The sequence below is a fragment of the Nonomuraea sp. NPDC004354 genome (genome assembly GCF_053602555.1).
Genome location: NZ_JBSGDV010000014.1, coordinates 162,322 through 184,513, shown reverse-complemented (window position 1 = coordinate 184,513; position 22,192 = coordinate 162,322). Strand labels below are relative to the sequence as shown.

Below are 22,192 nucleotides of genomic sequence, written 5' to 3'. Positions count from 1 at the left end.
CAGCGGCAGGGCACCCGTTCGCTGAGGTCAGCCGGTGGAACGCCGCCGGTGATCGAAGGCATGTTGGCCTGGTCGGGCTGGTGGCGACGCTGGAGGCGCTGTCGGCAGGGTTGTTCCTGCCCCGGAGTTCAAGCGCGAGGCGCTGCGCCGCGGCTGCGGCCAGCGCGCCACCTGGCGGCATGGACACGGTCACCGAGGGTGCGCGGTGGTTGACAGCCGCTTTGGCCCGCCCTGGCGATGCATGAACCGCGCTTCCGGGAAGCGGCTCGACGGCTCCTCGAGCAGTGACGGTGACCGTCCCATGAGATGCTTGTCGAAGAACGCGAGCGAGTAGGCGTTGATGATGTCGTGTGCTCGCCGAGCGTCGATCGTCCCGTTCAGGCCAAGTTGCGGTGTGATCGGTGACCAGACCGGGACGTCGGTGAAGTCGACGTGGAACAACCCGGGGACCTCCACGTAGTAGCCGGCGCTCGGCAGGCGTTGGTACACGTCGGTCATGGTCTCGATGGTCCCGGAGATCTCCCCCTCCGGCCAGCCGCCGCTGCGCTCCCGTTCGAGACGGAAGGTCTCGGCATCGCGGGTCATGAACATGACTGGCTGCTGCAAGCCCACCTTGACGACGTGGGCCGTCATTTGCACGTCCATGATGAAGCACGCCCTGAGGCGCTGATCGTTCGCGCACGCCTCGGCCCCGGTCGCGCCGCCCCACGAGATCCCGAAGACGCCGGCGCGCCTGAGGTCGAGGCGGCCGGTCAGGATGCCGGTGGGGTCGGCCTCGTTCAGCCCCGCGAGCCGGTCGAGCGCGAAGCTGACGTCCTGCGCGAAGTACGGGATGATCCCGTCGGGAAGCGCCTCCCCTTGGAGGGTCGGCGCGTCGGGCCGCGGCGTCCAGCTCTGGTCGATCAGCGGATAGATCTTGTCCCTGGGCCATCCTGGGATCTCCCGCCCGTCGGGGAAGCGTGTCATGGCCGCGGCGCCCGGCTGGTCGAGCCCGACGACCACGTAGCCGTGCGAAACCAGCTCCTGGATCTGGAAGGTGCTCGCGGCGCGGAACCCACTGAGCCCGGTGAGGGAGATGAGCACCGGGTAGCGGGGGCTGTCGGCCGCCATCCGAGCGGACGCGACGGCGTTGGTGGTCACGTACCTGAGCTGCCTGAAGATGGGCTCCGGAAAGCCGGCCAGGCGCGTCATCGCCGGCGTCACCGCCTTGGCGTCCTGAATGTAGGGGGCGCGCGGTGCCGAGGGCTGAGGCTCGGCGGGATACCAGACCTGCGCCATGAGTTCCCGATGATCATTGGGGGTGTCGCTGAACAGCTCCGGACGGCCTGCGTCCACCCAGTGGTAGGTCGTCGTGCCGACCGCATACGGGCCGGTCGGCGTGGGGAAACGGAACACGGGCATCACCGTTGCCAGCAGGACGGACGCGAGGGTCGCCAGCACACCGAGTCCGGCGCCCGAGCCGGCGACCAGCCGGTTGACGTGTACGGCACTCGGCCGGATGATGCCGGTCAGCCAGGTCAGGAAGAGGATCGCGGTCAGCGCGTAGGCCGGGGCCATCTGCCAGCGCGGGCCTTCGACGAGGACCTGCGCCGCCGCCAGGAGCAGCGCGACGGGCACCGCGAAGCCTGGCCAGCGCAGCGCGCGCAGCCGGGGGATCGCAACGATCGCGAGCCCCAGCAGGTTGACAGTCGACGACAGGATCTCCAGGGGTCTCATCAGGTGCTCCTCAGGTTGCGGCTGGCGCCGACGGCCATTCGGGTGGAGACCGGGTCGAGCCGGAACACATCGTCGGCGAGCTGCGGCTCGGGCAGTTTAGGCATGCGGGTCTCCTGTTCGCATGGGGCTTTGTATGGGGCCCGCCGCCGCAACCGGATGCTCGCCGATGGCTGCCGTGCATCGGTGACTGACCCCGGTCGGGGTACGCGTCGCGGACGTGGCCGGAGCGTGTCGACGGTGGACGGTTGGTGATTGTGGCCATGACCGCCGCTTTCCCGAAACCTACATCGTAGGTTTTCGCCTCACGATAGATTCTACGGTGTAGGTTTGACAAGCGGGAGGAATGGATATGGCCAGACGCGCACAGGGCACCTCAGCGGGGCTCGACCGCGAGCGCATCGCCGCCGCCGCCGTCGCGCTCGTCGACCGCGACGGCCTTGAACGCTTCGGGGTACGGCGCCTCGCGGAGGAACTCGAGGTCGACCCGATGTCGATCTACCACCACATCAAGGGCAAGGCGGCACTGCTGGACGCGATATCCGAGGCCGTACTCGCCGAGGTGGCGGCCGTCGCGGACGACGCCCCCCACGGCTGGGAAGAAGTCGCCCGCCGTACGGCGCACGGCTACCGGGAAATGGCCTACCGGCACCCCCGGGTGTTCCCGCTGCTGGCCACGCGCGCCCAGACGTCGCCGGTAGCCCTCACCGCCTTGGAACGACTGGTCACCGCGATGCGTGAGGCCGGCCTACCCGACCAGGTGATCGCCGATGCGCCGCTGATGCTGTTCGGCTTCCTCAACGGATACCTGCTGGCGGTCCTCAGCGGCGGATCCGACAAGGTCGGCGACATGCCCGCGATCAACGCCACCGCGTACCCGACGATGGCGGCCCTCGCATCCCTGCAGGCCGGCTTCGGGTCTGTGGAGGAGTTCGACCGGATCTTCGACACCGTACTCGGCGGAATCCGGGATCAGGCCAATCGGCAGGGGACCCGCTGAGCGTGGAGCACGACGGCGCGTACACGGGCGCCGCCCGTGACGACGCCCCCGAAGGTCGGAGCAACCTTGACCTGGGCAGACGCAGGGGCCTTCCCCAGGCCCTTACAAGATCACGAGGAGCGGCCGCCGCGCGGTGATCGAGGGTGAACGGTCATCAGGGCCTCGATCGATACGGCCACCGCTGTGATCAACCAGGTGTGATGGAACTGGAGATCGTGTGATGGCCGCGTTGGGCAGAGTGGAGCACTTTGCCGCGGCCCGCCGGCAGTCCTGCCCGGATGACGCATTCGCCCACGTCGCGAGCCGGTTCAAACGGCGCGAGGTCCGGGTTCGCACCCGCCCGTGCATCGAGGAGACGTGGCGGACACAGCGGTGATCTTGGTCGGGTTCATCATCCACAACACCTGCTCGATGCCCTGGGCCGAGGCGGTCACCGTCAGGACGGCGAACACCTGGCCGTCGCGGCTCAGCAGGGCGGAGGTCTGCCCGTTCGTGCTCGCCCACGCCACGTCGACCCCTGTCCAGAAGTGACCCGCGAACGCCCTGACGTACTTGGCCACCCGAGACGCGCCCACCACGGGGAAACGGGAGGCGCGTACGGCGCCGCCGCCGTCGGAGTAGCTGGTCACGTCCGCGGCGAAGAGCTCTTCCAACGCGGTCAGGTCGCCGGAGCGGGCGGCGGCGACGAAGGCCTTCAGCAGCCTGCGCTGCTCGCCCGTGGTCACGGGCGAGCGACGCTCGACCACCACCCGCTTGCGGGCCCTGCTGACCAGTTGGCGGACGGCCGCCTCGTTGAGCTGGACGATCTCGGCTATCTGCCGGTAGGGGTAGTCGAACGCCTCCCGCAGAACGTACGCGGCGCGTTCGGTGGGAGACAGCCGCTCCAGGAGCAGCAGGACCGCGAGCTCCAGCGCCTCGCCTCGCTCCGCGCCGAGGTGCGGGTCCGCACCGGTGTCGACCGGCTCGGGCAGCCATGGGCCGAGGTAGGTCTCGCGGCGGACGCGTGCGGACCGGGCGGCGTTGATGGCCAGCCGCGTGGTCGTCGTGGCCAGGAACGCGGCGGGATGGCCGACCGTGGCACGGTCGTAGCTCTGCCAGCGCAGCCAGACGTCCTGCACGAGATCCTCGGCTTCGGTGACGCTGGACAGCATCCGGTACGCGATCCCGAACAGCCGTGGCCGCACACTGTCGAAGACCGCCGCGGCCTGTTCGAGATCCCGCGCGTCAGCCGCTTCGCCGTCCGCCATCGCCGCTCCCCCATCCTGGACCGCCACCTGCCGCCTCTCCGTCGAGCACCCAGGACGGTTCGCCGGCGGCGCGCCTGCGAGGAACGGGGTGCGGGACGCACGGGTGCGGGGCCGTGGCCGTGCGCCTCGCACACCCGCGACGGCCCGCCACCGCATACGGTGCCACCATGACATATCGCGTCGCCATGGACATCGGCGGCACCTTCACCGACGTGGTCTGCTACGACGAGCAGAGCGGTGCGGTGCTGGCCTCGAAGGCGCCGACCACCCCAGGAGACCTGGCCGAGGGCGTCTTCGCCGCGCTCGGCCGGGTGGTCGACGATCCGTCCCTCATCTCCTTCTTCGTGCACGGCACCACGCAGGGTCTCAACGCACTCCTCGAACGCAAGGGCGCCAGGGTGCTGCTGCTGACCAGCGAGGGCGCGCGCGACGTCTACCAGATCGCCCGCGGCAACCGCGACCGCATGTTCGAGCTGCGCTACCGCAAACCGGCCCCGCTGGTCCCCCGCGGCGACGTCATGGAGGCGGCCGGCCGGCTCGACTGGCGCGGCGAGGAGCTGCAGCCGCTCGACGAGCAGGCCGTACGGCGGGCCGCCCACCGCGCGAAGGCGGAGGGGTTCGACGCGATCGCCGTCACGCTGCTGTTCTCCTACGTGAACCCGGCGCACGAGATCCGGGCGGGCGAGATCCTCCGGCAGGAGCTCGGCGACGAGGTGCTGGTCGTGCTCAGCCACGAGGTGGCCCGAGAGTGGCGGGAGTACGAGCGCACCTCCTCGGCGGTCCTGGAGGCCTACACGGGTCCGGTCGTGCGCCGCTACCTGTCGCGGATCGAGCAGCGCTTCGCCGAGCGCGGGCTGGCCGTACCGGTGCACGTGATGCAGTCGTCGGGCGGCCTGGTCAACGCCGGATACGCGATGAGACGACCGCTGCAGACCCTGCTGTCGGGGCCCGTCGGCGGCACCATGGGCGGGGTGGCCGCGGCCCGCCTGCTCGGCCGCGACAACGCCATCTGCGTCGACATGGGCGGCACCTCCTTCGACGTCTCCCTCGTCGTCAACGGGCGCCCCGACGTCAGCGCCGAGGCCAGGATCGAGGGCTTCCCTGTCCTGATGCCGATCGTGAACCTGCACACCATCGGCGCGGGCGGCGGCTCGATCGCCTACACGGAGGCGGGCGCGCTGCGCGTCGGACCGCAGTCGGCGGGAGCCGTACCGGGGCCGGCCTGCTACGGCAGGGGCGGCACGCAGCCGACGGTGACCGACGCCAACGTGGTGCTGGGCCGCGTCGACCCGGCCTGGTTCGCCGGCGGCCTGATGCGGCTGGACGTCGAGGCGGCGGGGACGGCCGTCGCCACGCTCGCCGAGACGCTCGACATGGATCCGCTGCAGCTGGCCGAGGGCATCTGCGACGTGGCCAACGCCAAGATGGCCCAGGCCATCCGCACCCTCACGGTCGAGCACGGGGTGGAGCCGCGCGAGTTCGCGCTGGTGGCCTTCGGCGGCGCGGGCGCCATGCACGCCGTCTTCATCGCGCGCGAGCTCGGCATCGGCGAGGTCGTCGTGCCGCGCTTCCCCGGTGCCTTCTCCGCGTGGGGGATGCTGGAGGCCGACGTGCGGCGCGACCTGACGCACCCGTACTTCCGCCCGCAGGACGACCTCGACGGCGGCGACATGGCCGCCCGGCTGGCCGACCTGGAACGCGACGCGCTGGCCGCGCTCGACGGCCAGGGCGTGCCGTCCGGGCGGCGGCGGGTCGAGCACGCGGTCGACATGCGCTACGAGGGCCAGGACTACACCCTCACCATCCCGCTGCGAGACGCCGCCGAGCCCGCCACGCCCGGCTTCCTGCGGGCCGTCGCCGAGCGCTACGCCGAGGCCCACGTCAGCAGGTACGGCCACGCCACCCCCGAGGCGCCGGTCGAGTTCGTCATGCTGCGCAGCACCGGCTTCGGCACCTTCCCCAGGACGGCGACGGCGCCGCCGGCCGGCGAGACGCACCCGCCCGCCGTACGGGATGTGATCTTCGACGGCCGGGTGCACCGCACGCCCGTGCTGCGCAGGAGCGCCCTGGACGGCGAGATCGAGGGCCCCGCCATCGTGGTGGAGGAGACCGCGACCACCGTCATCCCGCCCGGCTGCCTGGCCGCCGTGGACGCCAACGGATTCCTGATCATCAAGGTGACCTCATGATCGACCCCGTGACCACAGAGATCATCCGCTGCGCGCTCCTGCAGGCGGCGGAGGACATGAACACCACGCTCATCCGCTCCTCCTACACGCCGGTCATCTACGAGGCCAAGGACTGCGCCGTCGCGCTGCTCGACCGCGACCACAACGTCCTCGGCCAGTCGAGCGGCCTGCCGATCTTCCTCGGCAACCTGGAGGTCTGCACGCGCGAGACGGAGCGTCTGCTCGGCAGGGACGTCTGGCAGGAGGGTGACGTCTGGGTGCTCAACGACTCCTACATCGGCGGCACCCACCTCAACGACGTCACCGTCTACGGCCCGATCTTCGTCGACGGGGAGCTGGCCGGGTTCGCGGCCTCCAGGGCGCACTGGCTCGACATGGGTTCCAAGGACCCCGGCGGCTCCATGGACTCCACCTCGATCTTCCAGGAGGGCCTGCGCATGGGCCCGACGAAGATCTACGACAACGGCCGGCCGTGCCGCGACCTGCACGAGGTCATCGCCCGCAACGTGCGCTTCCCGCACGCCACGCTGGGCGACATGCGCGCCCAGGTCGCCTGCGCGATGACCGGGCAGCGCCGCCTGGCCGAGATCGTCGGGCGCTGGGGCATCGAGACCGTCATGGCGGCCCGCGACGAGATCTTCGCCCAGACCGAGCGCCTCGAGCGGCAGGCCATCGCCGCCATCCCCGACGGCACCTACACCGCGGGCGGCTTCCTCGACAACGACGGCATTGACCTGGACACCCCGCTGCCGGTCAACGTCACCGTCACCGTCGAGGGCGAGCGCGTCCACGTCGACCTCACCGACTGCGCCGACCAGGCGACCGGCCCGGTCAACTGCGGGGCGGCCCAGGCCGTCGCCGCCGTCAGGGTCGCCTACAAGCTCCTCGTCAGCGCCGACGTGCCGCTCAACGGCGGCTCCTTCCGCCCACTCGACGTCGTCACCAGGCCCGGCTCCATGCTGGCCGCCCAGTCACCTGCTGCCTGCCAGTACTACTACTCCCACCTCGGCCTGCTCATCGACCTGGTCGTCAAGGCGCTGGCGCCGGTCGTGCCCGACCGGGCGGCCGCCGCCTCCTACGGCGACTCGCTCATCGTCCAGTTCACCGGCACCGACCCGCGCACCGGCAAGCTGTACGTCTCCCAGGAGGCCACCGTCGGCGGCTGGGGCGCGTGGGAGGGCGGCGACGGCGAGACGTGCCTGATCAACAACGTGAACGGCGCGCTGCGCGACATGCCGATCGAGGTGCTCGAGACGCTCTTCCCCGTCCGCGTCACCCGCTACGAGGTCCGTCCAGACACCGGCGGGCTGGGACAGTGGCGCGGCGGCAACGGCGTCGTCCGCGAGTACGAGTTCATCGGCGACACCTCCCTGTCGCTGTGGTTCGAGCGCTCCGTCACCCCCGCCTGGGGCCTGGCCGGCGGTACGGCCGGCGCGCCGCCCCGCGTCACGCTCAACCCCGGCTCCCCGCGGCAGCGCGAGATGCTCAAGGTCAACGCCCTGCCGGTGCGGGCGGGCGACGTCCTGCGCTGCGAGTCGGGCGGCGGCGGCGGGTACGGCCCCGCCGAGCTGCGCGACCCCGAGGCCGCCGCCGACGACCTCGCCCAGGGCATGGTGACGCGCTAGCGAAGGGCGGCCCCGCCGCGTGGCGGGGCCGCCACCCCTACTCCTTGATCATCTCCACCAGCCGGGTGAGGCTGTCAGCGCCGTGCCCCGCCTCGACCGCCCTGTCGATCAGCCGCTGGATCGGCAGCAGCACGTCGGGGCGCAGTCCCAGCTCCTTGGCCGCCTCGACGAAGTTGGGCATGGCCAGCTGGTTCATCGCCAGCGCCGACACGTCGGTGGCGTAGTCGCCGGAGACGATCTGCTCGGCCTGCTCGGGCATGCCCGCCATCATGGCCGACAGCCACGCGCCCAGCATCGGCGCGAACTCGCGCACGTCCTCGCCGGCCGCCCGCACCATGGCGAACGCGTGGAAGACCCCGCCGAGCATGCCGTACATCCCGCTGAGCAGCGCCAGGTCGTACAGCGCGGCCAGGCCCGGGTCGGTGCCCATGAACCGCGCCTGCGCCAGCGCCTCCAGCGTCGCCGCGTGCTCGTGGAAGGCTTCCGCCGAGCCGCTGTAAAGAACCAGCGCGCCGGGGCCGGCGATCATCTGCGGCACCGCCATGATGCCGCCGTCGACGTAGCGGCCGCCCAGCTCGGCCACCCTCGCCGCCACCTCGCGCGCCTGGGCGGGGGTGCCGTTGGTCAGGTTCACCAGCACCTTGCCCGCCAGCGACCCGGCCTCTTCCAGCACCTGGCGCACCGCGTCGTTGTTCACCACGCACACCACCACGAGGGGAGCCGCCGCGACCGCCGCCGCGACGTCGGTCGCGTGTTCCGCGCCGTCCACGTTCCTGCCCGCCGTACGGTTCCACACCGTCGTGCGATGCCCCGCACGCACGAAGGCGCCCGCGAGCGCCTTCCCCATCAGGCCGAGCCCGATCACCGTTACCGTAGTCATGCCTCCACCGTGCGGCACCGCCCTCTCGATCCGCTCTCGATACGGTGTCGCCATGCGCTTCGCCATCCTCGGCCCGCTGGAGGTCCGCACCGACGCCGGCGCTCCCGTCCGCGTCCGCGAGCGCAAGGTCCGCACCCTGCTGGCCGACCTGCTGGCCCACGAGGGCCGGGTCGTCCCCGCCGACCGCCTCATCGACGACCTCTGGGGCGACACTCCGCCCGCCGACGCCCACGCCGCGCTGCAGACGAGGGTCTGGCACCTGCGCCGGGCCCTGAACGGCGCCGAGCCCGGCGCCCGCGACCTGGTCGTCTCCCGGCCGCCCGGCTACCTGCTGCACGCCCCCGAGCTCGACGCCACCCGCTTCCAGGACCTGCTGGCCGACGGCCGCCTCGACGAGGCGCTCGCGCTGTGGCGCGGGCCCGCGCTGGCCGACTTCGCCGACGCCGCGTTCGCCGCGGCCACGATCACCCACCTGGAGGAGCTGCGCCTCACGGCGCTCGAGGACCAGGCCGAGCGGCGCCTCCTGGAGGGCCGGCCGGTCGAGCTGGCCGCGCTGGTGGCCGCCCATCCGCTGCGCGAACGGCTGCGCGGCCTGCACATGCGCGCCCTCTACCGCGCCGGCCGCCAGAGCGCGGCGCTGGATGCCTACGCCCAGGCCCGCGCCCTGCTGGCCGACGAGCTCGGCCTCGACCCGGGCCCCGAGCTGGCCGCGCTGCACGAGGCCATCCTGCGCCACGACCCCTCGCTCGACCCGCCGCCGCGCATCCACCCGCCCGTAGCCCCGTCGCCGGCCCTGCCCGCCGCGCTGACCGGGCTCGTCGGTCGCGAGTCCGACCTGCGGCAGGTCCGCTCGATCCTGGAGCGGGCCAGGCTGGTCACGCTCACGGGTCCCGGCGGCGTCGGCAAGACGCGCCTGGCTCTCGAGGCGGCCGGCGACCACCCGGGCGCCCGCTTCGTGGAGCTGGCCGACAGCGACGATCCCGTCCAGGCCGTCAGCCGGGCGTTCGGCCTGCGCGACGAGAGCGACCTGGCCGCCGCGCTGCGCGCCCAGCGCGCCTCCCTGCTCGTCCTGGACAACTGCGAGCACCTCGTGGAGCCGGCCGCCGCTCTGACGGCCGCGCTGCTGCGCGAGGTTCCGGGCCTGCGCGTCCTGGCCACCAGCAGGGAGGCGCTGGCCGTGCCCGGCGAGCGCGCCTACGCCGTACCGCCGCTCGACGCCGGCGCCGCCACCCTGCTGCTGACCACGCTCGCCCCCGGCCTGACCGGCGAGGAGGCCGCCGCCCTGGTGCCGAGGCTCGAGGGCATCCCGCTGGCCATCGAACTGGCCGCCACCCGCGCGCGGGCGCTCGGTGGCCACGCCCTGGCCGAACGCCTCGACCACCACCTGCTCACCGCCGAGCAGCGCGGCACCCCGGCGCGCCAGCGCACCCTCCGCGCGGTCATCGACTGGAGCTGGGACCTGCTCACCGCACCCGAACGCACGGTGCTGCGGCGCCTGGCCGTCCACGCCGACGGGTGCACGCTGGAGGCGGCCGAGCACACCTGCGCCGAGCCGCACATCGACGTCGCCGGCTGCCTCGCCCGCCTCGTCGACCGCTCGCTGGTGACGCCCGGCCCGCGCCACCGCCTCCTCCAGACGGTCAAGACCTACTGTCTCGAACGCCTCGAGGAGGCGGGCGAGCAGGCGGCCATCAGGTCCCGTCACGCCGCCTACTACACCGCGCTCGCCGAACGGGCCGAGCCGCACCTGCGTGGCGCCGAGCAGCGCGCGTGGCTGTCCGTCCTCGACGCCGAGGCGGCCAACCTGCGGGCCGCGCTCGACCACGCGCCCGCCGGCCTCGCCCACCGGCTCGTCGACGCCCTCGCCTGGTACTGGTTCCTGCGCGGACACCTCACCGAGGCCCGCCGCCACCTGGCGCACGCACTCCGGCGGGGCGCGGACGCGCGCACCGCCGCCTGGCAGGCCGGCTTCGCCCTCCTGGCGGGCGAACCGGCCGACCCCGGCGCCGCCCTCGCCCTCTTCCACGACGATCCCGCCGGGCTCGCCCGCGCCCAGTGGTTCCTCGCCTCCGCCCAGCGCGGCATCGGCGAGGCCGGCCCGCTCGCCGACACCGCCCTGACGGGCTTCCGCGCGCTCGGCGACCGGTGGGGCGCCGCTGCCGCCCTCAGCACACGTGCCGGCAAGGCGCTGCTCGCCGGAGACCTCACCAGCCTCCACGACGACGCCACGGCCGGCCTCGAGGCGTTCCGGGCGCTCGGCGACCGGTGGGGGCAGTCCCGCGCCGCCGACCACCTGGCCACCCACGCCGAGATCACCGGCGACTACGCCCGCGCCACCGCGCTGCGCACCGAGGGCCTGCGCCTCATCGAGGAGCTCGGCCTCACCAGTGAGGTCTCCTGGCGCCTGTCCGGGCTCGGCCGGCTGGCCCTGCTGCGCGGCGACCACGAACGCTCCCGCGAGCTCCACACCCGCGCCAAGCAGCTGGCCGCCGAGCAGGCCAGCAAGCCGGCCGAGGAGTTCGCGCAGACCGGCCTGGCCCTCACCGCCAGGCGCCAGGGCGACCTGGACGAGGCCGAGGCCCACCTGCGCACCTGGCTCGACTGGATGCGCCTGCTCGACGCCAGACCGGGCACCGCGCTGGTCATGGCCGAGCTCGGCTTCGTCGCCGAACAGCGCGGCGACGCCGCCGGCGCCCTCGACCTGCACCTGCAGGGTCTGACCGCCGCGCGCGCCAGCGGCGACCCCCGCGCGGTCGCGCTCGCCCTCGAGGGCCTGGCCGGCGCCCACTCGCTGGCGGGGCGCCACCACCTCGCCGCCCGCCTGCTCGCCACCGCCGCCGCCACCCGCCGCGCCGTCGGCGCGCCACTGCCACCGGCCGAGCGCGGCGACGTCGACAGGATCGAGTCCCGGGTACGGCAGGCGCTGGGCGACGCGCGGGTGGAGGAGCTTCCGCTCGACGAGATGCTCATGCTCGTCGAGCAGGCGTAGCGCACCGGACCAGGCGGCGCGGCGGCCCTTGGTGGCTCTGGTGGGGGCTCGGTCGGAGGGGTCAGGTGGCCGGCCGGGGCGGTGGCGCGGTGGAGCCGAGCACGTGGCAGGCCAGTTGCAGCGCCAGCCTCGTGGCGCGGTCGTCGAGGTCGTAACCCGCCTCCCTGATCCGGTCGAGGCGGGCCGTGACGGTGTTGCGGTGCACACCGAGGCGTTCGGCGGCCCGCACCGCGCCGCCCTCGCCCAGCACCGCGCCGAGCGTCTCCAGCAGCGTGCCGTCCCTGTCCATGGCCAGCAGCGGCTGGAGCACCACCGTCGCGGGGGCCATGAGCGCGCTGGCCGGGATGGCGGCCAGGAGCTCGGCGGGGCCCATCCGGTCGGCGCGCGCGACGCTTCCCGCCCGCGCGAGGAACGCCGCCGCCTCGGCGCCGAGCAGCGACTCCCCCATCGCCCGCAGGTCGGCGACAGGAGTGCCGACGCCTGCCGCGCACGGCCACGGCAGCGCCTGTACGGCCCGGCCGAGCCGTTCGGCCAGGTGCTCGGGAGGCAGCGCGGACCAGCCCGCCCAGCCTCCGCCCCTGGCGACGACCGGTACCTGGCCGACGGTCGCGACGATCACGGCGCGTGCCCGTTCCGCGTCGCCGGGGCTCGGCGCGCGGCCCGACGGCCTGATCATGAACGCCGCCATGGGTCCACGCACGGCCCATCCCAGCGCCACCGCCCTCGCCCACACCCCTTCACCCGCGGGCTCCTGCTGCCCTTCACCGCCGCGACCCGCGCCTCCCTGGACGGCGCCTCCCTTACCCGGGCCTGCTTGGAAGGCGTCACCCCGACCCGCGTCTCCCCGGACCGCGCCACCCTGAAAGGCGCCACCCCTGCCCGCACCTGCCGACCAGGCGCCACCCCTGCCCGCACCTGCCGACCTGGCACCACCCGGGCTCTCGCCTGCCGGCCAGGCACCACCCGGGCTCTCGTCCTTACGGATGGCGCTACTCCCGCCCTCGCCCTTCCGGATGCCACGACCCGGGCCCGCGCCGGCCGGAGACGCACCGGCTCTGCCCGTGGCCTCCTGACGGACACCACCGGCGCCGTGTTCTTCGGGGCGAGGGAATGCCTCCTCGGTGCCTGTGGCGACACCCCCGATGCCCGTGATGGCGGCCTCGGTGCCCGTCGCTCCGGTGGCGGCCTCGGTGCCCGTCGCTCCTGTGGCGGCCTCGGTGCCCGTCGCCGTGGTGGCGGCGTCGCTGCCCGTCCGCATGCCCTCCTCAGTGCCCTTGATGGCGGCCTGGATACCCGTCGCCGTCGTGGCGGCCTCGGTGCCCGCCGGCGCGCCTTCTGCGCCCGTGATGGCGGACTCGGTCAGGAGACGGTCGGCGAGGGCCGACTGGAGGGCGAAGTCGCTCGACGCCGCCAGCCGTTCGGCCGCGGCCCACGCCGTCATTGGGGCGACGGCGAGGCCGAGCACCGCGCGCACCACCGCCGGCCACCCCGCCGACCGTGCCGGCCCGGCCGCCACCAGCCTGCCCAGCGCCGTCCCTTCAGGGCCGGTGACCTCGACCTCGACCGGCCACGGCCCCTGACCGGCCGGCGCCAGCGCGGCGGCACGCCCGGCCAGGCGCGTGCCGTACGGGTCGACGAAGGCCACGGAGGTGCCGGGCAGCTCCGCGTTGAGCACGCCCAGCACCCGGCGCGCCGAGGCACCCGCCTCGGCCAGTCTGGTCGCGCAGCGGGCGACGAGCTGGGTACGCGCGGCAGAGGGACGCGCCGCCGCCGACGCCACCTCCACGGCCGTCACCAGCGGATCGGCGGCCACGACGATCAGCGTGATGCCGAGGCGTTCGGCGAGCACCGCGCTCGATCCCATGCTCGATCCCGTCCCTGCCGCTTCGGCGGGCGCGATCACGCACGCTGCCGCCTGCTCCCACGCGCGCCGCATCGCCATCTCCACCGCCCAGCCGCCGCTGGCCGCCGCCCCGATGAGCACCACGGCCGTGTGCGGCGCCACGCTGGAGAACACCGACAGGTCGTCGACGATGCGCACCTGGTGGACGGGGTGCTCGCCGCTGCCATACATCCGGGCACCCGCCAGCGGCCCGCCGTTGACCAGCTCGGCCACGGTGACCGGCGCCTCCCAGCCCCGCACCTCACGCCCCTGAGAGCCACTCACCTGCATCTCCCGCCTCCGCGCCCGGCGCCGTGCGCCTCGTACCCGCACGACCCCACCGCGCCCCTGACGACCCTGAGCACCGGCCCCGGGCACCTCGCCTTCACGACCCCGAGCACCTCCACCGGGCAGTCGGTGACGCACGCCGACGGCGTCATAGCGGGACCCCGAACGCCCGCAGCCCGCCCAGCGCGCGCCCCTCGTCGGTGTGCCAGGCAGGAGCGGCACGCAGCACCAGGACCTCCACCCGCATGCCGGGCCTGGCCTTGTCCACGTCCACCACCATCCCGTCGGCCGAGGAGATCATGCAGATCTGGTCGGGCGCCATCGCCACCGGCGCCCCGTCGGCCAGCGCGAGCACGATCTCGTTGTGCGCCTCCAGCCGTACCAGCCTGCCGAGTCCCTCGCTCTCCTCCACCACGATGCTCGACGGCAGCGACGGCATCGCCAGGTCCGCGCCATGTCCGCTGCTGCCCTCGACCGCGACGATCCGTCCCACGCACAACCGGCGCACGCCGTACGGGGCGGCGGCCGAACGCGGCGCACCCGGCTGCCCCGCCGCCATCAGCATCGACACCGTGCCCGGAACCAGCACCCCGGAAAGGTCGGCGGCCCGCATCGGGTAGCAGGCGGCCAGCCCCCACCCGCCGAACGACAACACCAGCGGCCGCAGCGTCTCCTCCACCCTGCCGGGCGCGGTCTCCAGCAGCACCAGTTCCCCGGCGGGGCCGGCCAGCGCCAGCGGGGTGGGGCTGATGCCGCCCAGGGTGTAGGTGGTCTGCTCCACCAGCGGGAACACCCTGCCGGAACCGTCGCCGTCCACCAGCGGCAGGCCGAGCGCCGCCGCCGCGATCAGCGGGAGGAGGGCGTTCTCGGCGGCCAGGTTCAGCGCCACGACGGCGCCGGCGCGGGTGCCGAGCCGGCGTTCGAGGGCCTGTACGGCTCGCGCGGGCTCACCGCCTTCGGGCAGTTGCTCCCCCATGGCCGTCGTCGAGCCGACCAGCGTGACAGCGACGCACAGGGTGTCGGGCGGCAGGTCGGTGGCCGGGACGAGCCGCACCGGCGTGTCGAGGACGGCGCCGGCCCAGTCGACGGCCAGGTGGAAGGCGGACTCGGCGGCGCCGGTGGCGAACAGCCGCGACCCCGCGGCGAACACCGGCAGCTCCGCCCGCCCGATCATGTCCGACCGCCCGATCACGGCCGCCTCCGCCACGCGGTCCGCTGCCAACCCAAGAACTGCACGGAGGGCCGGACGTGCGAGGCACGACCCGCCCGAGCTCGCAGCCGCCGGCCGAGGGCGGACGGCGCGGCGGTCATGGGGTGGTCCCCTCGGCGGTGACGCGTACCCGGTAGAGGCCGTCGGGCAGGTACGACAGCGGGTTCACCGTCAGCGCCTCGATCCGCGCCGAACCCGGGGCGGCCCCGGCGCTCACCACCCGTGTCAGCGCCTCGTCGCGGGCGTCGTCCACTTCCCGGTCCAGTTCGGCCCGGCCCCGTGCCCGCACGATCCGTTCCACCCCGGCCACGGGACCCGCCAGCGTCGCCCCGTAGGCCGCCGCCTCCCCTGCGGGGTCCGGAGACGGGTCACCACCGGCGACCGTGGGCGGGGCCGGCCGGCCGCGCAGGGCGGCGGCGGTGCCCCCACGGGCGCACACCAGCGGGTAGCGGCGGAAGTAGGAGGAGGACACCAGCCCCTCGCCGGTCCGCGCCACGTACAGCGGGATGCCGGGCAGCCATGCGGCCAGCGCGTCGGCCACCCGTTCCGCCTCGGGTCGCAGCGACGCGTTGAGTATCGCCTCGCGCTCCCTCTCCCGCAGCCCCGGCCTGCCGAACTCGTACGACAGCGTGATGCGCGCTCCCGGAACCTCGGCGGCCACGAGGTCGGCGACGGCCAGCTCGTGGTCGGCGAGAGTGGGCGAGCCCGTCGCCGTCACCGCGAAGTCGAGCAGACCGCAGCCGGCGGCGAAGAGGCGGACGGCGTCGGTGTCGAGAGGGGCGAGTGGGCGGCCGGTCAGGCTGTGGCCGCCGCGGACGATCGTCGCCCTGCCTCTGGGGTGAGGGACGTGCGGGCCGAGGACGGGCGGGCACGGTCCGCCGACCCTGATGGCGGCCACCGGCGCGGCCGGGACGTCGGCGAGGTCGATGGCCAGGCAGGCCGCGCGGATCTCTTCCGGTCGGATCGTGATACGGGTCTCGGGGTGGCCCGTCCGGCTTCCAGGGCGCTCGTTCCCGCGGCGCCCGCCGGGGGAGCCTCCGGCGCCGGTCGGGCCGGACGCGGCGCGACGGCCGGGATCGCCGGCCCGGCCGGGCGTCCCCCGATCAGCGGGAGCCCCTGGAAGGCCGGGCGTCCAGGGAAGACCGGGCCTGCCAGGAAGACCGGGCGCGGCAGGAAGACCGGAGGTGCCAGGAGGACCAGGGGCGCCGGCAAGACCGGATGCCCCAGCAGGGCCGGGCCCGCCCGGAAGACCGGATGCGCCGGCAAGACCGGACAGCACGAAGACGTCCGCAAGACCGGGCAGGAAGGGGCCGAACTCGTGAGAGCCGACAGCGTGAGGGCCAGCAGCGGGGGGATCGACAGCGTGAGGGTCGACAACGTGAGGGCCGGCAGCGTGAGGGTCGACAACGTGGGGGGCGACAACGCGGGGATCGGGGCCGGCCGTACCGGAGGATGACCACGAGGCGATCGGGACGCCGTCGCGGACGGCCACGACGGTGGTCGCGTGCCGCCCGAGCGCGACGCCGAGGATCATTCCAGCTCGCGCCCCTCGGTCTCCGGCAGCGGCACCGCCAGCAACGCCGTGACCACCATGAACGCGTTGATCACCAGCATCGTCGCGGTGAACCCGGTGGCGTTGGCCAGCAGCGCGCCCACCGCGGAGGGCGCCAGCGTGGTGGCGATCAGCTGGGCTGCCGTCGCCCACGAGTAGCCGGTGCCGCGCAGCGCCGTCGGGTAGAACTCGCCGTTCCAGGTGTTCCAGACGCCCCACGCGCCCAGGCTGAAGAACGACAGCACGAAGTTGCCCGCGTACAGCTCGAAGGTGGAGTCGGCCAGGGCGAACCACAGGCCGCCGAGCGCCGCCGCCACGACGTAGACGAGGAAGACCTTCTTGCGTCCGAAGCGGCCGGTCAGCAGGGAGGCGCTCACGTAGCCGGGGATCATCATCAGCGCGCTGAGCGCGGCGAAGCCGAGCGAGGCGTCGAGGGTGAGGCCCTTCTCCTGCAGCAGCGTGGGCAGCCAGGTCTGCAGGCCCCAGTAGCCCCAGTTGAAGGCGAAGTTCAGCAGCAGCATCGCCACGGTGATCTTCGTCAGCCCGCCGCGCAGCAGGTCGAGCGGGTTGCCCACACGCCGGGCGGCGACGGTGAAGGTGGCGTCGGTGTCGGGGCTGCCGAGGGTGCGCAGCACCTGGCGGGCTTCGTGCTGGCGGCCGCGGGCGGCCAGCCAGTACGGCGACTCGGGCACCCACGCCCTGATCGCGAACGCCCACAGCCCGGCCGCCGCGCTGGCGATGACGACGACGTGCCAGCCGAGGTCGCCGAGGGCGACCGAGGCGCCGATGGCGGCGAGCATGCCGACGGGCCAGCCGATCGACAGGTAGACCGCCGCCCTGCCGCGGCTCCTGGTGGGCAGCAGTTCGAGGAAGTAGGGGAAGGTGACGGTGTAGACGCCGGCGAGGGCGAGCCCGGAGGCGACGCGCAGCGTGACGAGGGTGGCCAGGTTCGGGGCGAAGGCGGAGGCCAGGGCGATCACGCCGTAGGACAGCAGCGACCAGAAGCAGGTGGGCTTGCGGCCGATGCGGTCGGCGAGCGGACCCCACACCAGCGCGCCAGGGATCATGCCGAACGCCACGGCCGACAGGACGACGCCGACGCCCGCCTGCCCGATTCCGAACTCCTCGCCGAGGTCGCCGGAGACGTAGATGAGCGCGAGCTGTTCCCACGACTCGATGACGAAGGCGATGAACAGGGCCAGGGCGATCAGCACGTGCCGTCGGGTGAACGGCATGCGGTCGAACGCGGACCCGATGGGCAGGGTCCGGGCGTCGGTGGCGGTCATGGGTGCTCCTCGGAGGAGGGGGGCGCTGCACGGATATGGCGCACCATAGGACCGCCCCCTCTCGCTCTCCGTGTGCACGACGCCCATGCGGGCGGGCGCGGCCTGTGCACCACGCCCTCGCGCTTCAGGATACGCCCAGGTCAGAGGGTGTTCTCGTGGACGTGCACGATGAGCCACTCGTCGTCGGAGCGCCGCAGCACGGTGGTCGTGCGCACGGTCTCCGACGCGCCGGTGGCGTAGTCGACGCGCAGCAGGTAGCGGGCCAGCGCGGTGTCGCCCCACACGTCGACCACCTCGTCGTAGGCGGTCACGCCCGTCTCCTGGGGGCCGTCGGTGGGCCGGGCGTCGCGCACCTTTTCCAGCTGGGCCCTGCTGGTGATCAGGTCCGGCGCGGCCGAGTCGAAGATCGTCGCCTCGGGGTGCAGCAGGCGGTCGATGCCCGCCCTGTCGCCTCTGGTGTAGGCGTCGTACATGCCGGTCACAACCGCCCACACTGCCTGGCGTGTCATCGTTGGCCTCTCATTCCTGCTCGGTATCCGGTAGACCCAGACACTTTAGAGCGACCCGGGAACCGGCGGGTCACCCGCACCACAGGCGGTGGAAGACGTAGCCGCGTTCCTTCAGCGTTTTGATGATCTTGGGGAGGGCGGCGACGGTCTGCCGCCGGTCGCCGCCGCCGTCGTGCAGCAGCACGATCCCGTCCGGCTCGACCTGCTTCAACACCCGTCTGGCGATGGCCTTGGCGCCGGGCCTGGCCCAGTCCTGCGGGTCGACGGTCCACAGCCGCACCCGCTTGCCCAGCGCCGCGGCCTCCCTGCGGACCTTCTTGTTGACCGCCCCGTACGGCGGGCGCAGGCATCCCGGCGTGTAGCCGGTCTGCTTCCTGATCTCGGCGTCGGTGCGGAGCACCTGGCGTTTGAAGACGGGCCACGGCAGGAGCCGCAGGTCGGGGTGCGACCAGCTGTGGTTCTGCAGGCTGTGCCCCTCGCTGAAGATCCGCCCGGCCAGCGCCCTGTGCTCCTTGATGTTGGCGCCGAGCAGGAAGAAGGTGGCGTGCACGTCGTTGGCGCGCAGGATGTCGAGCACCTTGCCCGTGTACTCCGACGGCCCGTCGTCGAAGGTGAGGTAGACCACCTTCTGCTCCGGCGCCACCGCGGCGTGCGCGGCGGGCGCCGGGCCCAGGCCCACCGCCGGTCCCGCCGTCACCATCGTCGTCGCCATCGTCGTCATGGCCACGACCGGCACCAGCGCACGCCAGCCCACCATCGTCCCCCCTCGCCCCCAGTTACGTATCTCGCTTATCCATCCTGTCGCATACGAACGGGGCATAAGATCTCTATTACCGCATCAGGTGTATCACTCTCTGGTGAGCTCATGCTCCAGCTGCTCCAGCTCGGCCCCTCCGGCCATGAGGGAGGTCAGCTCCTGCCGGCTGATGTCGGCCTTGCCGTACTCGCCGAGGCTGGTGCCCCTGTTGAGCAGCAGGAAGCGGTCGCCGACCGGGTAGGCGTGGTGCGGGTTGTGGGTGATGAACACCACGCCGAGGCCGCGGTCACGGGCCCTGGCGATGTAGCGCAGCACCACCCCCGCCTGCTTGACGCCCAGCGCGGAGGTGGGCTCGTCGAGGATGAGCACCCTGGCGCCGAAGTGGACGGCCCTGGCGATGGCCACCGACTGGCGTTCGCCGCCCGACAGGGTGCCGACCGGCTGGTCGACGTCGCGGATGTCGATGCCCATCGCCCGCAGCTCCTCACGGGCGACGCTCCTGGCGGTGGCCACGTCGAACCTGCCCAGCGACTTGACCGGCTCGGAGCCGAGGAAGAAGTTGCGCCACACCGACATCAGGGGGATCATCGCCAGGTCCTGGTAGACGGTGGCGATGCCCCGGTCGAGGGCGTCGCGCGGGCTGGTCAGCCGCGTCTCGCGGCCGTCGATGAGCAGGGTGCCCGAGTCGTGCTGGTGGACGCCCGACAGGATCTTGATGAGCGTCGACTTGCCCGCGCCGTTGTCGCCGAGCACGCACGTCACCTGTCCAGCCGTCACGCCCATCGAGACGTTCCGCAGCGCGAGCACGCTGCCGAAGCTCTTGCCGATGTCCCGTGTTTCCAGGATCAATGCTTCACCTCTTCCGCGTAGCGGCGGACCATGTTGTTGGCGAGGGTGGCCAGCAGCAGCATCGCGCCGAGGAAGAACATGAACCAGTCGGCGTCCCAGCCGAGGAAGACGATGCCCTTGTCGGCCATGCCGAAGATGACCGCGCCGATGGAGGCGCCGATCGCCGAGCCGTACCCGCCGGTGAGCAGGCAGCCGCCGATGACGGCGGCGATGATGTAGATGAACTCCTGGCCGATGCCCGCGTTGGCCTGCACGGAGGTGTACCGCAGCGCCATGATCGAGCCGACCAGCCAGGCCGCGCACGCCGTCGTCATGAACAAGGCGATCTTGGTACGGGCGGCCGGCACGCCGACGGCCCTGGCCGCCTGCTCGTTGCCGCCGACGGCGAAGATCCAGTTGCCGGCGCGGGTGCGCATCAGCACCCACGTGGCCACGATCGTGACCAGGATCCACCACAGGATCGCGACCCTGAACCCGCTGTCGCCGATGGTGCCGCCGAACACCGTCCGCGCCGACTCGTAGCCGGAGGCCCGGCGCAGGCCGCTGACCTGCACGGTACCGGTGATCATCTTGGTGACGCCCAGGTTGATGCCCTGCAGCATGAGGAACGTGCCCAGCGTGACGATGAAGCTGGGCAGCCTGGTCCTGGTGACGATGAGGCCGTTGGCGAAGCCGACGGCCAGCGCGACGACCAGGCCGGCCAGCATCGCCAGCCAGACGTTGAACCCGAAGCGGGTGGCCAGCGTGACCAGCACCAGCCCCGTGGTGCCGGTCATCACGCCCGCCGACAGGTCGAACTCGCCGCCGATCATCAGCAGCGCGATCGCCACCGCCATGATGCCGAGCGTGGCGGCCGGGTCGAGCCAGTTGGCGATGCCGCGCACCGAGCGGAAGACCGCCGACTGGCTCGCGAAGAAGGAGAAGACCACGATCGCGCCGACCACCGCGCCCAGCTCGGGCCTGATCAGCAGGCGGCGGACCCGGCCGACCTCGCCCAGCCGTTCGTCGGCGGTGACCGAACTCATCTGGTGCCGCTCTCTGCCAGCTTGGCGACCTGCGCGGCGTTGTCCTTGGTGACGAACCCCGGCCCGGTGTTGACGGGCAGGCCGCCGCCGACGGTGTTGAGGTTGGTCTTGTACAGGTACAGGAACGTGATCGGCAGGTAGCCCTGCAGGTACTGCTGCTGGTCGACGGCGAAGAGGATCTCCCCGTCCTCGATGGCGGTCACCACGTCGCCCGACAGGTCGAAGGTGGCCAGCTTGGCCTGCGAGCCCGCGTCCTTGAGCGCGTCGCGGGCGGCGACGGCCACGCCGGGGTTCAGCGTCAGGACGCCGTTGATGGACTCGTCGGCCTGGACGCGCGCGGCCACCTTGGAGCTGACGTCGGCCTGGTTGGAGCCGTCGACCTGCAGCCGCTCGACCGAGCCGCCCAGCGTCGCCTCGGCGCCCTTGCACCGCTGGTCGAGGCCGACGTTACCGGCCTCGTGGATCACGCACAGCAGCTTGGTGACGCCCGCGGCCTTGAGCTGCTCGCCCGCGCCGCGGCCGGCCACGTCCTCCGACTGGCCGACGTGGGTGAGGGCGCCGAACTCCTTGGAGCGCTCGAGGCCGGAGTTGATGGTGATCACGGGGATCTTGGCGGCGACCGCCTTGCCGATCGACTCCTTCAGCGCGTCGGGGTTGGCCATGGAGACCACGAGCCCGTCCACCTTCTGGGAGACGGCCTGGTCGATGAGCTGCGACTGCTTGCCCGCGTCGCCGTCGCCCTGGTAGGTCACGGTGACGCCGTACTGCTTGCCGGCCGCTTCTGCGCCGTTCTTGACCACGTCCCAGAAGGCGTCGCCGGGTCCGGCGTGGGTGATGACGGCGAAGTTCATCCCGCCGGCGGGCGCGGGTGCGGTGGTCGGCGAGGCGCTCGCCGAGGCGGTGGCGGCGGCCTGGTCGCCGCCTGCCGAGCATCCCGTGAGGGTCAGCGCCCCCAGCAGGGCCAGCACTATCGGGGTCCGGTTCATGCGACACCTCCATGACCATCTGGCTCGTCCTCGATGTAACCGCCGCATTACCCCTGCGTCAACACTTTGTCGTGACATTAGGACTTATAGATGTTCTTGTTACCCCGGGTTGCCTCGGCGGCCTCGGATCGTCGTCCCCTATGTCGCCATTCTCCGCCGTGACCTGCTGCGGACCGAAGCCGCCACCGCGATCGCGGTCGCCGGC

Annotated in this window: 16 protein-coding genes; 4 read left to right on the top strand and 12 right to left on the bottom strand. The window is 72.9% G+C overall.

What is annotated here, in order from left to right; genetic code table 11:
* Nucleotides 1-189: 189 nt before the first annotated feature.
* Nucleotides 190-1,716, bottom strand: a complete 1,527-nt coding sequence (locus ACWENQ_RS31845) for an alpha/beta hydrolase family protein (protein ID WP_452417491.1) — start codon at nucleotides 1,714-1,716, stop codon at nucleotides 190-192.
* A gap of 349 nt (nucleotides 1,717-2,065) precedes the next feature.
* On the opposite strand from ACWENQ_RS31845, the gene ACWENQ_RS31840 reads away from it, so the two are divergent.
* Nucleotides 2,066-2,713 (top strand): TetR/AcrR family transcriptional regulator, encoded by a 648-nt coding sequence (locus ACWENQ_RS31840; protein WP_452417489.1) that lies wholly within the window; start codon nucleotides 2,066-2,068, stop codon nucleotides 2,711-2,713.
* A 308-nt stretch (nucleotides 2,714-3,021) separates the two neighbouring features.
* On the opposite strand, the gene ACWENQ_RS31835 is transcribed toward ACWENQ_RS31840, so the two are convergent.
* The gene (locus ACWENQ_RS31835) at nucleotides 3,022-3,960 is read right to left on the bottom strand and encodes an RNA polymerase sigma-70 factor (protein ID WP_452417487.1); all 939 of its coding nucleotides are present in this window, start codon (nucleotides 3,958-3,960) and stop codon (nucleotides 3,022-3,024) included.
* Between the two features lie 167 nt (nucleotides 3,961-4,127).
* Between ACWENQ_RS31835 and ACWENQ_RS31830 the strand changes: the two genes are divergently transcribed.
* Both ACWENQ_RS31830 and ACWENQ_RS31825 read left to right on the top strand, forming a co-directional pair.
* Nucleotides 4,128-6,149, top strand: coding sequence for a hydantoinase/oxoprolinase family protein (locus tag ACWENQ_RS31830; RefSeq protein ID WP_449924987.1), 2,022 nt, complete (start codon nucleotides 4,128-4,130; stop codon nucleotides 6,147-6,149).
* 8 nt (nucleotides 6,150-6,157) lie between these two features.
* Nucleotides 6,158-7,774 carry a hydantoinase B/oxoprolinase family protein gene (locus ACWENQ_RS31825; RefSeq protein WP_452417486.1) on the top strand — a complete coding sequence of 539 codons (1,617 nt, stop codon included), beginning with the start codon at nucleotides 6,158-6,160 and terminating at the stop codon, nucleotides 7,772-7,774.
* A gap of 37 nt (nucleotides 7,775-7,811) precedes the next feature.
* Here ACWENQ_RS31825 and ACWENQ_RS31820 read toward each other — a convergent pair whose 3' ends face one another.
* Entirely contained in the window at nucleotides 7,812-8,654 is an 843-nt protein-coding gene (locus ACWENQ_RS31820) for an NAD(P)-dependent oxidoreductase (protein WP_452417484.1), read from the bottom strand.
* 52 nt (nucleotides 8,655-8,706) lie between these two features.
* On the opposite strand from ACWENQ_RS31820, the gene ACWENQ_RS31815 reads away from it, so the two are divergent.
* Nucleotides 8,707-11,643: a BTAD domain-containing putative transcriptional regulator gene (locus ACWENQ_RS31815; RefSeq protein ID WP_449924996.1), complete on the top strand. Its 2,937-nt coding sequence runs from the start codon at nucleotides 8,707-8,709 to the stop codon at nucleotides 11,641-11,643.
* 61 nt (nucleotides 11,644-11,704) lie between these two features.
* On the opposite strand, the gene ACWENQ_RS31810 is transcribed toward ACWENQ_RS31815, so the two are convergent.
* The 9 genes from ACWENQ_RS31810 to ACWENQ_RS31770 all read right to left on the bottom strand — a co-directional run bounded on the left by ACWENQ_RS31810 (nucleotide 11,705) and on the right by ACWENQ_RS31770 (nucleotide 21,987).
* Complete coding sequence (locus tag ACWENQ_RS31810; RefSeq protein WP_452417483.1) at nucleotides 11,705-13,810, bottom strand: helix-turn-helix domain-containing protein; 2,106 nt, start codon at nucleotides 13,808-13,810, stop codon at nucleotides 11,705-11,707.
* Between the two features lie 151 nt (nucleotides 13,811-13,961).
* Nucleotides 13,962-15,035: a DUF917 domain-containing protein gene (locus ACWENQ_RS31805; RefSeq protein ID WP_449925001.1), complete on the bottom strand. Its 1,074-nt coding sequence runs from the start codon at nucleotides 15,033-15,035 to the stop codon at nucleotides 13,962-13,964.
* A gap of 85 nt (nucleotides 15,036-15,120) precedes the next feature.
* Complete coding sequence (locus ACWENQ_RS31800) at nucleotides 15,121-15,921, bottom strand: hypothetical protein (protein ID WP_449925004.1); 801 nt, start codon at nucleotides 15,919-15,921, stop codon at nucleotides 15,121-15,123.
* Between the two features lie 632 nt (nucleotides 15,922-16,553).
* A complete protein-coding gene (locus ACWENQ_RS31795; protein ID WP_452417481.1) occupies nucleotides 16,554-17,861 on the bottom strand; it encodes an MFS transporter in 1,308 nt (435 codons plus the stop codon).
* Nucleotides 17,862-18,001: 140 nt separating this feature from the next.
* Nucleotides 18,002-18,370: a nuclear transport factor 2 family protein gene (locus ACWENQ_RS31790; RefSeq protein WP_449925009.1), complete on the bottom strand. Its 369-nt coding sequence runs from the start codon at nucleotides 18,368-18,370 to the stop codon at nucleotides 18,002-18,004.
* Between the two features lie 70 nt (nucleotides 18,371-18,440).
* Nucleotides 18,441-19,127, bottom strand: a complete 687-nt coding sequence (locus ACWENQ_RS31785; RefSeq protein ID WP_449925012.1) for a polysaccharide deacetylase family protein — start codon at nucleotides 19,125-19,127, stop codon at nucleotides 18,441-18,443.
* A 90-nt stretch (nucleotides 19,128-19,217) separates the two neighbouring features.
* Nucleotides 19,218-19,976 carry an ATP-binding cassette domain-containing protein gene (locus ACWENQ_RS31780; RefSeq protein WP_449925015.1) on the bottom strand — a complete coding sequence of 253 codons (759 nt, stop codon included), beginning with the start codon at nucleotides 19,974-19,976 and terminating at the stop codon, nucleotides 19,218-19,220.
* A complete protein-coding gene (locus ACWENQ_RS31775; RefSeq protein ID WP_452417479.1) occupies nucleotides 19,973-21,001 on the bottom strand; it encodes an ABC transporter permease in 1,029 nt (342 codons plus the stop codon). Before ACWENQ_RS31775 ends, ACWENQ_RS31780 begins: the two co-directional genes overlap by 4 nt.
* Entirely contained in the window at nucleotides 20,998-21,987 is a 990-nt protein-coding gene (locus ACWENQ_RS31770) for a sugar ABC transporter substrate-binding protein (RefSeq protein ID WP_354916298.1), read from the bottom strand. The genes ACWENQ_RS31775 and ACWENQ_RS31770 overlap by 4 nt, the downstream gene beginning before the upstream one ends.
* Nucleotides 21,988-22,192: the final 205 nt, after the last annotated feature.

Excerpts from the sequence above, each read along its gene's own strand:
- ACWENQ_RS31795 (WP_452417481.1), bottom strand. The coding sequence starts at position 17,861 with ATGACCGCCACCGACGCCCGGACCCTGCCCATCGGGTCCGCGTTCGAC.
- ACWENQ_RS31785 (WP_449925012.1), bottom strand. The coding sequence starts at position 19,127 with ATGGTGGGCTGGCGTGCGCTGGTGCCGGTCGTGGCCATGACGACGATG.
- ACWENQ_RS31820 (WP_452417484.1), bottom strand. The coding sequence starts at position 8,654 with ATGACTACGGTAACGGTGATCGGGCTCGGCCTGATGGGGAAGGCGCTC.
- ACWENQ_RS31815 (WP_449924996.1), top strand. The coding sequence starts at position 8,707 with ATGCGCTTCGCCATCCTCGGCCCGCTGGAGGTCCGCACCGACGCCGGC.
- ACWENQ_RS31770 (WP_354916298.1), bottom strand. The coding sequence starts at position 21,987 with ATGAACCGGACCCCGATAGTGCTGGCCCTGCTGGGGGCGCTGACCCTC.
- ACWENQ_RS31775 (WP_452417479.1), bottom strand. The coding sequence starts at position 21,001 with ATGAGTTCGGTCACCGCCGACGAACGGCTGGGCGAGGTCGGCCGGGTC.
- ACWENQ_RS31835 (WP_452417487.1), bottom strand. The coding sequence starts at position 3,960 with ATGGCGGACGGCGAAGCGGCTGACGCGCGGGATCTCGAACAGGCCGCG.
- ACWENQ_RS31845 (WP_452417491.1), bottom strand. The coding sequence starts at position 1,716 with ATGAGACCCCTGGAGATCCTGTCGTCGACTGTCAACCTGCTGGGGCTC.
- ACWENQ_RS31830 (WP_449924987.1), top strand. The coding sequence starts at position 4,128 with ATGACATATCGCGTCGCCATGGACATCGGCGGCACCTTCACCGACGTG.
- ACWENQ_RS31840 (WP_452417489.1), top strand. The coding sequence starts at position 2,066 with ATGGCCAGACGCGCACAGGGCACCTCAGCGGGGCTCGACCGCGAGCGC.
- ACWENQ_RS31790 (WP_449925009.1), bottom strand. The coding sequence starts at position 18,370 with ATGACACGCCAGGCAGTGTGGGCGGTTGTGACCGGCATGTACGACGCC.